Consider the following 5,495-nt stretch of genomic DNA (forward strand, 5'->3'; position numbering starts at 1 on the left):
GCAGCCGGGTGCACGCGCTGGTGGACGCCGCCGCCGAGCAGTTGGGGTTCGCGCCGTCGGTGCGGCTGGACGGGCTGCTGGACACCGCGGTCGATGACGAGATCGGCGAGCATCTGCAGGCCGTCGTGCGGGAGGCCCTGTCCAACGTGGCGCGTCACGCCCGCGCGTCGCAGGTCACCGTGGCCATCGACGTCGATGACGTGTTGTGTCTGCGGGTGGAGGACGACGGCGTCGGCATCCCCCAAGGAGGCCGCCGCAGCGGCCTGCGCAACATGAGCGAACGCGCCGAAAAGCTCGGCGGCTCGTTCACCGCCGAACCCCGCCCAGATGGCGGCACGGTCCTGACCTGGACGGCGCCGCTCAAGGAAGCCTGACCCGAATCAAGGTCACCGCCCCGGTCATCGAGCCGCGCCGATGGGAACGCCGATCACACCAGCGCCCCCGCGCCATCAGCGGATGCGGTGGTTGTCGAGGTGCGCCCAGGCGGCGTCCCAGAGCTGGTCGCGTCGTTGGTCGTACCTGCGTCGGGCCAGCTGGTAGAGGCCGAACAGCAGCGCTCCCGTGGTCAGTGTGACGCCGGTGACGGCCAGTCCGGTCCGGGTGATGGTCTCGGGGTGCCGCCGTGGCGGGAGCAGCGACACGGTGCCGGGCCCGGCCCAGACCGTGACGCGGCTTCCGACACTGGATCCGGGCCAGGTCGTGTACCGACCCGTCTGGCGGGTTCCGTCCGGCCGGGCCGCCGAAGAACAGGATGAGCATGGCCAGGCCGAGCCTCCATTGGGCGCGGTCCACGTCCCGCCGCAGGTCATTGCCGTCGAAACCGCAACGGCGGCGCCAGCGGTTCACACGCGTCCACATCGTCGCCCGTTTCATGACGCCGTCCCCTTCCGACCAGCCTGAGGCGACGCTAGGCGTCCGGCGGCCGGTGCCGGCAGAGGCCGGAGCCCCGGTGGCGAGGGACCTTCAGTCCCGTCAACCCGCTGTACGCGGGGACTTTTGTCCCGTTGATCGTGCGCCGAAGGGACCTACAGCGCGTCCCGCGATGAGGGTTGAGTCATAGGTGATGGAACCGGCGATGTGATGGAAGGTGAGACGGCGATGGCAGTCTCCGAGCACAAGACGCACGCGGGGCGCGGCACCCTGATTCGGGTGGTGGCGCCGAGGCCGCTGACCGAGACGCCCGCCGCCCGCTACGCCTGGGCTGCGGCCCGGTTGGCGCTGGGCTGGATCTTCGTGTGGGCGTTCGTGGACAAGGTCTTCGGTCTGGGCCACGCGACTCCGGCCGGGAAGGGCTGGCTGGACGGCGGGAGCCCGACCGAGGGGTTCCTGGCGCACGCTCCCAAGGGCCCGTTCGCGGGGTTCTACAACGATCTGGCCGGTGCGGCGTGGGCGGACTGGCTGTTCATGATCGGTCTGGCCGGGGTCGGTGCGGCGCTGATGCTGGGCATCGGGATGCGGATCGCCGCCGCCGGCGGCGCGGCACTGCTGGTCATGATGTGGACGGCGGTCCTGCCTCCGGAGAACAACCTGTTCATGGACGACCACATCGTCTACGCGATCCTGATCATCGGGCTCGCGCTGGTCAGCGCCGGCGACACCCTGGGCCTGGGCCGCTGGTGGAGCGGCACCGCCCTGGCCAAGCGCTTCCCCTTCCTCAAGTAGCCAACAACAGCAACATCCCACAAGGACGCCCGCCCCACCCGGCGGGCGTCCTGCTGTTGCGTCATCCGCCGTAGGCAGGCGGTCTTGGCGCGGACGAAGGCCCGGTAAGCGATGTAGTGGGTTCAGGGTGTGCTGGCCGCTTCGGCGGTGCTGTTGATGCGGCGGCCGGTGATGAGTTCGGGGTGGATGCGGATGAAGGTGTCGCGTTCCCTGGGTGCCCATGTGCGCAGGGGCAGGGTTTCCAGGGCGGCGATCTCGCGGGGGTCGGTGACGCGGCGGGCGTGGCCGACGGCGACGACCGACCAACCGGTCCGGGTGTCGGTGTCGTGGTGGTCGATCTCGAAGGCCACGACGGTGTCGGCGGCGGCCGTGGCGAGCCTGGACGAGCGGGACACCTTGATCACGATGTCGCCGTGGCTGAGCGTGTAGTTGACCGGCTGGACGGCCGGGAGCGCCCGGTGGGTGAAGACGATACGTCCGATCACGGTTTGTGCGAGGAGGGTGCGGCACTCGTCCTGGTCAAGGGGCTGCAGGCCGCTCTTGTCGAGCTGCATGCCTCCAGGCTGCCCTGGTGGCGGCCGCAGGTGGCAGGGACGAAGGTCCCCGGCGCCGCATCGCCGCCGCAGGACGCGCGTGCCGGTGGTCAGGTGGAGTCGTTCGTTGGGTTGATGTGTTCTGTGGTGACTCCGCCGGGGTGCAGCGGGATGCGGCGTCCGCTGATGTGGCGGGGCGTCAGCCGAACGAAGGAGTCCTTGGGGGAGTGGATCCAGGGGGTGAGCGGTAGTTTCCGCAGGCGTTCGGTCTCGCTCGGGTCGGTGACGATGTCGGCGTGGCCGGTGATGAGGATGCTCCAAGCGGTCCGGAGTGCCGGTTCCAGGTCGTCGGCTTCGAAGGTGAGCGGACGCCCGCCGCGGACGGCTTCGAGTTTGGCGCCAGGGGCGGTGGCGAAGACGACCGTCTCGCCGTCCATGACGAAGTTGACCGGCAGGACGGTGACGGTCCCGTCGTCCTGGGCCCATGCGATCCGCCCGACGGCAACCTGCTGGAGAAGCGTCAGACAGACGGCCGGATCAAGGCGCTGCAGTTCCTCACTCATGGTCCTCCAATCATGGTCGCCTCGACCACCTTCCCGGCAGGGACGAAAACCCCAAGGGAAGTCTTCCCCGGTAGGCCCCGGTTCGGTCAGCGGCAGGGCTTCCCGTTCTCGATGCGGGTGCCCGCAGTGCCGGACAGCAGCGCGGGGATGTCGGCGAGCGCTCCGATGACCGCGACGGCGCCGTGGCGGTGCTCGGCGAAGCGGCACGCCGCCTCCGCCTTGGGGCCCATGGACCCGGCCGGCAAATCCAGCGCCCGCAATGCCCGAGGAGTGATCTGACCGATGGGACGGGCGTCCGCCGTCCCGTAGTCGCGCATGACGGCCGGGACGTCGGTGAGGAGCAGCAGCATGTCGGCTTTGAGGTGTTCGGCGAGGAGCGCCGCCGTCAGGTCCTTGTCCACCACGGCCTCGACTCCCCGATGATGCGGGTCCACCGGGACGCCGCCCCCACCGGCGGCGATGACCAGGCAGCCGTCGTCGACGAGCCGGGCGATCGTGGGGAGTTCCACGATGGCGCGGGGCTCGGGGGAGGGGACGACCCGGCGCCAGGCCGCTCCGTCCTGGCGGACGGCCCAGCTGTGCTCGGCCCGCAGCCTGTGCGCCTCGTGAGCCGCGTAGGAGCGGCCGACGAACTTTGTCGGGTGGGTGAACGCCGGGTCGTCCAAGGCGACGACGGTCTCGGTGAGCACGGCGACGACCTCGCGGCCGGGGAGGGCGCGGCGTAGTTCGCGGGCGAGCCAGTAGCCGATCATGCCTTGGGTCTGGGCGCCGAGGACGTCGAGGGGGTAGGGCGTGGAGAGTGCCGGGTCGGCGGCGCTCTCCACGGCCAGTAGCCCGACCTGCGGGCCGTTGCCGTGGGTGATGACCAGTTCGCTTCCGGACGCTGCGGTGGCCAGGCCGCGTACCGCCTCACGGATGTGCCCGATCTGGACGGACGCGTCGAGCGGTTCGCCCCGGTGGAGCAGCGCGTTGCCGCCGAGGGCGGCGACGACCCTCATGGCCGTCCGTTCAAGCGGTCGGTGAGCAGCGCGTACAGCACGGCCTGGGTGGCGGGCAGCCGGTTGGCGGCCTGCCGGAACGCCAGGGAGCGGCCACCGTCGATGACGCCGGGGGTGACCTCCTGGCCGCGGTGGGCGGGCAGGCAGTGCATGAAGACGGCGTCGTCGCGGGCGAGCGCCATGAGGTTCTCGTCCACCCGGTAGGGCGTGAGCGCCTTCCGGCGGCGTGCCTGATCCTCTTCAGGGTCGCCCATGGACAGCCAGACGTCGGTGTAGACGACGGAGGCGCCCTTGACCGCCTCGACGGGGTCGGTGGTGAGGAGGAAGCCGCCGCCGTTCCGGTCGACCTCGGCGGCGGTGAAGGCGACGGCCTCGTCCGGAGGCTCGTACCCGGGTGGAGTCGCCACGGCGATGTCCATCCCCGCGAGGGCCGCGGCCTCCATGAGGCTGCGGGCGACGTTGCCGCCGTCTCCGACGTAGGCGATGCGATGGCCGCGGAGCTGTCCGAAGTGTTCCTGGACGGTGAGCAGGTCGGCGATGGCTTGGAGTGGGTGGTGTCCGTCGGTCAGGGCGTTGACGACCGGGATGGGCGCTGCGGCGGCGAGGTCGGTGACGTCGGCGTCGGCGTACGTGCGGATCACGATGGCGGCGGCGTAGGAGCCCATGACGCGGGCGGTGTCGGCGATGGTCTCGCCCCGGCGCAGTTGTAGTTCGTCGGGGCCGATGGCGATGGGTGTGCCGCCGAGCCGGGTGACCGCTGCGGCGGTGGACAGGCGGGTGCGGGTGGACGGTTTGGCGAAGTACATCGGCACGATCCGGTGGGCGAGCAGGTGACTCGCCGACCTGGGGTCGTCCTGGAAGCCGTTGGCGAGGTCGAGCAGCCGGGTCAGGTCGCCGGTGGTCAGGTCGGTGACGTGCAGCAGGTCTTTCACAGGGGCACCTCGTCGCGTTGGAGGGGGCAGCTCATGCAGCGGGGGCCGCCGCGTCCGCGGCCGAGTTCGCCGCCGGGGATGGTGATGACTTCGATGCCGTTGCGGCGGAGCATGGTGTTGGTGGTGATGTTGCGTTCGTAGGCGACGACGACGCCGGGTTCGAGGGCCAGGACGTTGTCGCCGTCGTCCCATTGCTCGCGTTCGGCTGCCCGCACGTCCTGTGCGGCGGACAGGACGCGGACGCGGGGCAGGCCGAGGGCGCGGGCGATCGCGGGGAACAGCGCGTCGTTGTCGTCGACGGTGACGGTGCCGCCGGTGCCGGGGGTGAGGCTGTAGGACCGCAGCGGGGGGAGTTCGGGGTAGACGGCGAAGGCGTCGCGGTCGACCATGGTCATGACGGTGTCCAGGTGCATGAACGCGCGCTGCTTGGGCAGTTGCGCGGCGATGATGTGGTGGGCCCGGCCGGCGGCGAACAGCCGCTGGGCGAGGAGTTCGATGGCCTGGGGTGTGGTGCGTTCGCTCATGCCGATGAGGACGACGCCGTCGCCGAGGACGTGGATGTCGCCGCCTTCGATGGAGGGCAGGGCGAAGTCGGTGCCCCGGTACCAGACGGGGATGTCGGTGCCGGTGAACATGGGGTGGTGCCGGTAGAGGGTGTCCAGGTGGATGGTTTCGCGGCGGCGCGCGGGTTTGGCCATCGGATGCAGCGTCACGCCGCCGTGGATCCAGGCGGAGGGGTCGCGGGTGTAGAGGTGGTTGGGCAGGGGCGGCAGGACGAAGTCGCCGTCGTCGAGGGAGGCCAGGAGC

8 protein-coding genes are annotated in these 5,495 nt (G+C 70.8%); 2 read left to right on the plus strand and 6 right to left on the minus strand.

Annotation, left to right across the window (positions count from 1 at the left end; translation table 11 throughout):
• On the plus strand, nucleotides 1-374 hold a 374-nt coding region (locus ETD96_RS40620), incomplete at its 5' end, for a sensor histidine kinase (protein WP_240808572.1).
• A gap of 75 nt (nucleotides 375-449) precedes the next feature.
• Here the strand turns inward: ETD96_RS40620 and ETD96_RS40625 are convergent.
• The gene (locus tag ETD96_RS40625) at nucleotides 450-641 is read right to left on the minus strand and encodes a hypothetical protein (RefSeq protein ID WP_138641804.1); all 192 of its coding nucleotides are present in this window, start codon (nucleotides 639-641) and stop codon (nucleotides 450-452) included.
• 457 nt (nucleotides 642-1,098) lie between these two features.
• On the opposite strand from ETD96_RS40625, the gene ETD96_RS40630 reads away from it, so the two are divergent.
• Nucleotides 1,099-1,662, plus strand: a complete 564-nt coding sequence (locus ETD96_RS40630) for a DoxX family membrane protein (protein WP_138641805.1) — start codon at nucleotides 1,099-1,101, stop codon at nucleotides 1,660-1,662.
• 122 nt (nucleotides 1,663-1,784) lie between these two features.
• Here the strand turns inward: ETD96_RS40630 and ETD96_RS40635 are convergent, their stop codons facing one another.
• The 5 genes from ETD96_RS40635 to ETD96_RS40655 all read right to left on the minus strand — a co-directional run.
• Nucleotides 1,785-2,216 carry a pyridoxamine 5'-phosphate oxidase family protein gene (locus tag ETD96_RS40635; RefSeq protein WP_138641806.1) on the minus strand — a complete coding sequence of 144 codons (432 nt, stop codon included), beginning with the start codon at nucleotides 2,214-2,216 and terminating at the stop codon, nucleotides 1,785-1,787.
• An 89-nt stretch (nucleotides 2,217-2,305) separates the two neighbouring features.
• A complete protein-coding gene (locus ETD96_RS40640) occupies nucleotides 2,306-2,758 on the minus strand; it encodes a pyridoxamine 5'-phosphate oxidase family protein (protein ID WP_138641807.1) in 453 nt (150 codons plus the stop codon).
• An 86-nt stretch (nucleotides 2,759-2,844) separates the two neighbouring features.
• Nucleotides 2,845-3,756: a carbamate kinase gene (locus ETD96_RS40645; RefSeq protein ID WP_138641808.1), complete on the minus strand. Its 912-nt coding sequence runs from the start codon at nucleotides 3,754-3,756 to the stop codon at nucleotides 2,845-2,847.
• Entirely contained in the window at nucleotides 3,753-4,688 is a 936-nt protein-coding gene (argF, locus tag ETD96_RS40650) for an ornithine carbamoyltransferase (protein ID WP_138641809.1), read from the minus strand. The genes ETD96_RS40645 and argF overlap by 4 nt, the downstream gene beginning before the upstream one ends.
• On the minus strand, nucleotides 4,685-5,495 hold an 811-nt coding region (locus ETD96_RS40655), incomplete at its 5' end, for an arginine deiminase (RefSeq protein WP_240808573.1). The genes argF and ETD96_RS40655, both read right to left, overlap by 4 nt.

Source organism: Actinomadura geliboluensis (assembly GCF_005889745.1).
Taxonomy (GTDB): Bacteria; Actinomycetota; Actinomycetes; order Streptosporangiales; family Streptosporangiaceae; genus Spirillospora; species Spirillospora geliboluensis.